The following is a 3,869-nucleotide window of genomic DNA, read 5'->3' on the forward strand; positions in this document are numbered from 1 at the left end:
GTCCCGCCGCGATGCGGTGCCGCGGTGACCGCGAACGCTGCGGCTGCACGCCCGGCCCCATCGCGGCGGGACGCCGCTCCCACGGGGGTCGCTGCGCAACTTTCACGGTAAAACATCGACTTCCGGTGCGCGAGGCCCGGGCACTGGCCGCCACCGGCAGGAGCGAGAGCGGCTTAGGCAGGCGGGGTCGTCGGCGGGCTGGTGGCGGGGGTAGCGGCATTCGCTGGAGCACCAGCGCGAACAACGCCACGTGGGCTTAGAGGAAATCCGGTTCAGAAATTGCCCATGAAAGACAACCTATTGAAATTTATTGATATGTCACTGAACTCTGACAATATGACGCTTTTGGCGCCTGATAGATTAAGCGTTGCAAATTATAGGGTTTCTCAGTTTAGGCATATTCCGTTCCGGATATCCTCTTAGCCGAAGATCGTCGTCCCGGCCACAAGAAAACCGAAGGCCGAGGCTTTACCGTGAAAGTCTCCACAAGCCTCTGTGCGGAAGGCGGGCGAAAGAGGAACGAAGTGGTATAGGATGTAGAAAGCTTGGGCTAGACTCTGTCAGATACCTCCCGCAGGGCGTCCTGGACTGTTGCTTCGAGCTGGCGAAAGGCGCTCAAGCGTCTCAGCGGGCTGTAATCAATGATCAGGTCACCGAGCCGCATGGCTTGTTTGCCGGGATTGAATTTTTGGCGACGGCGCCCCGCGTATTCGCTCGCGTCGCGCAGCACATCGTGAAGGAGTTGCTTGGGATCGGGGATGGACTCCAGCCGGTCGATGTCCGGCAGATTGATCGTGACCTTTCCGCGGGGGTTGCCAGCCGCCAAGCGAAGGGCCTGCTCATCAATCAGCAGTCGATTCGGTCCATAGACCCCGTGTCAGAGATCCAGCCGCAGTTGAATCAGGTCTTCGCGGTCGATCACCCGCCGTTCGCCAGCCTTGCGGGTGCTGTCGCCCCGCTCGGTGATCGGGTTCAGAAAGGCCAGTGCCTTACCCTTGGCGATCACCGGCAGCCCAGCGTCCGCAGCGCGCCAGGTTCCGGAAAAGCTGCGGAAGGACACACCTTTGATGCTGCTTCCACCAACGACACGTTGTTCAGGTACCGCGAAGACGACGGTATCTTCCGGAACCTGACCGACGACGACCGGCGAATGCGTGTTGATGATGACTTGGCGGAGGGGGTTGTCCTCGGCGACCGGGCTCATGGGGTCGACGGCGATGTCTTGAAGCCGTTGACTTGAAGCCGGGTCAGCATGGCGTCGGCGCGGATACAGCGCTAGGCCCCGCGCGCGGTGGTCTCCGCCCGCGGCGCGCGTGCGCTGCGCTTGCGCTCGATCTCGGTGAGATAACGCTTGCGGATGCGGATGGCGCCGGGGGTGATCTCGACCAGTTCGTCGTCCTCGATGAACTCCAGCGCCTGCTCCAGGGTGAAGCGGATGGCCGGGGTGAGGATGATGTTCTCGTCCGAGCCCGAGGCGCGAATGTTGGTGAGCTGCTTGCCCTTGAGCGGATTCACGACCAGATCGTTGTCGCGCGCATGGATGCCGACCACCTGACCCTCATAGACCTCCTGGCCGGGCGAGACCAGCATGCGCCCGCGATCCTGAAGATTGAACAGCGAATAACCCAGCACCTTGCCCTGGCCGTTGGAGATCAGGGCGCCGTTGCGCCGCGGCGAGATGCCGCCCTGGTTGGCCGGACCGTAGCGGTCGAACACGTGGTACTTGAGCCCGGTGCCGGAGGACAGGGTCATGAACTCGGTCTGGAAGCCGATCAGACCGCGTGAGGGGATTTCGTAATCCAGGCGGACCCGACCCTGGCCGTCCGGCACCATGTCCTTGAGTTCGCCCTTGCGCTCGCCCAGGGCTTGCATGATGGCGCCCTGGAAGGTGTCGTCCACGTCCACCGTGAGCTGCTCGTAGGGCTCGCAGATGACGCCGTCGATTTCGCGGAAGATGACCTCAGGACGCGAAACGGCCAGTTCGTAACCCTCCCGGCGCATGGTTTCCAGGAGCACCGACAGGTGCAGTTCGCCGCGGCCGGAGACGCGGAATTTCTCCGGGTCGGTGCCCTCTTCCACCCGCAGGGCGACGTTGTGGATCAGCTCACGTTCCAGGCGCTCCTTGAGCTGACGGGAGGTCAGGTACTTGCCCTCGCGGCCGGCGAAGGGGGAGGTGTTGACCTGGAAGGTCATGGTCACCGTCGGCTCATCGACGCTGAGCTGCGGCATCGCGTCCACATGGTCGGGATCGCACAGGGTGTCGGAGACGTTGGGGGCCTCGATGCCGGTCAGGGCCACGATGTCGCCCGCGGACGCCGACGCGACCTCATAGCGCTCCAATCCCAGGTATCCGTAGACCAGACCGATCTTACCCTTGCGCCGGGTGCCGTCGGGCTTGACGACGACCACCTGCTGATTGGGCTTGACGCTGCCGTGGCGGATGCGGCCCACCGCGATGGCGCCGACGAAGCTGTTGTAGTCCAGCGTCGAGACCTGCATCTGGAAGGGCGAGTCCGGATCCACTTCCGGGCGCGGGCAGTGCTCGATGATGGCCTCGAACAGCGGCGTCATGTCGCCGTCATGCACGTCATTGGTCAAGCCGGCGTAGCCGTTGATGGCGGAGGCATAGACGATGGGAAAGTCGAGTTGCTCATCGGTGGCGCCGAGCCGGTCGAAGAGTTCGAACACCTGGTCGATCACCCAGTCCGGCCGGGCGCTCGGCTTGTCGATCTTGTTGATGACGACGATGGGCCGCAACCCGTGCTGGAAGGCCTTGGTGGTGACGAACCGGGTCTGCGGCATCGGGCCCTCCTGAGCGTCGACCAGCAGCAGCACCGAGTCCACCATGGACAGCACCCGCTCGACCTCGCCGCCGAAGTCCGCGTGACCGGGGGTGTCGACGATGTTGATCCGGAACTCGCGCCAGCGCAGCGCCGTGTTCTTGGCCAGGATGGTAATGCCCCGCTCTTTTTCCTGGTCGTTGCTGTCCATCACGCGCTCCACCGGCCCGAAGCGGTCGCCCAAGGTCCCGGACTGCTGGAGCAGCTTGTCCACCAGGGTAGTCTTGCCATGGTCGACATGGGCGATGATGGCGATGTTGCGAAGGTTCTCGATCACGGGATTGCTCTCTGTGGGGTTGCCCGGGGATATGGAACTGGCCGGGCTGCCGACGGTCCAGGGCGGGGATATCAGCCGGGCAGTATAAGCGCAAGCGCGATCGGACGCCCGGCAAGACTGCCGAGAAGACCGCACCAGCGCCTGTTCCCATCCAGTCCGGGAGAGCGTCCGAGGCCGCTTTCAAGCCGTTAGCCGTCATTTCTGCGTCACAGTTCCACAACATTCCAGAATTATTTTCGATCACAAGCGTTTAGCCAGATACCAACAGCATCTGTGGATAAGTCTGTGCGCAACCTTTGGGCGCAAGACCCAAGTGCGTGTCGATACTAGGTCTAAAACAGATCGGCCGAAAACTGACCGACCAGAAAAAAACTTTATAAATCAATATTGTTGACCTCACACATGGGTGTCTCGGAGACCGCTGCTGCAACCCTCTGAAACAGCCGGCCAAGCCTTTGGTCCATGTGCATAAATCCGCGCATCCAAGCACGCGCACCCGGCCGGGAGCCCGGCGTCGACGGCTTTGATCGTCGTTCCGGCCATTGGCGGTCGAGGCTCTTGCCGGTCCGACGCGCAGCCGAAATTGGTTTCTCATGGGTAGGCTTGAGACCGCCACCGGCTAACGGCCAAGGAAGGAACATCAAGCCACCCGGACGATGAAAGTCCCCCGTGGGAGCGGCGTCCCGCCGCGATGCGGTGCCGCGGTGACCGCGAACGCTGCGGCTGCACGCCCGGCCCCATCGCGGCGGGAC

At 62.8% G+C, this 3,869-nt stretch carries 3 protein-coding genes; all 3 read right to left on the reverse strand.

All coding sequences use genetic code 11. The features are described 5' to 3' along the window. Nucleotides 1-550 precede the first annotated feature (550 nt). Entirely contained in the window at nt 551-826 is a 276-nt protein-coding gene (locus tag QZY03_RS29745) for a hypothetical protein (RefSeq protein WP_295587640.1), read from the reverse strand. A gap of 51 nt (nt 827-877) precedes the next feature. After that, nucleotides 878-1,204, reverse strand: coding sequence for a hypothetical protein (locus tag QZY03_RS29750; RefSeq protein WP_295587642.1), 327 nt, complete (start codon nt 1,202-1,204; stop codon nt 878-880). 71 nt (nt 1,205-1,275) lie between these two features. Then, on the reverse strand, nt 1,276-3,117 hold the full coding sequence (typA, locus tag QZY03_RS29755; RefSeq protein WP_295587643.1) for a translational GTPase TypA: 1,842 nt from the start codon (nt 3,115-3,117) through the stop codon (nt 1,276-1,278). Between the last annotated feature and the right edge of the window lie 752 nt (nt 3,118-3,869).

It is taken from the genome of uncultured Lamprocystis sp. (assembly GCF_903933125.1).
Classification (GTDB): domain Bacteria; phylum Pseudomonadota; class Gammaproteobacteria; order Chromatiales; family Chromatiaceae; genus Thiodictyon.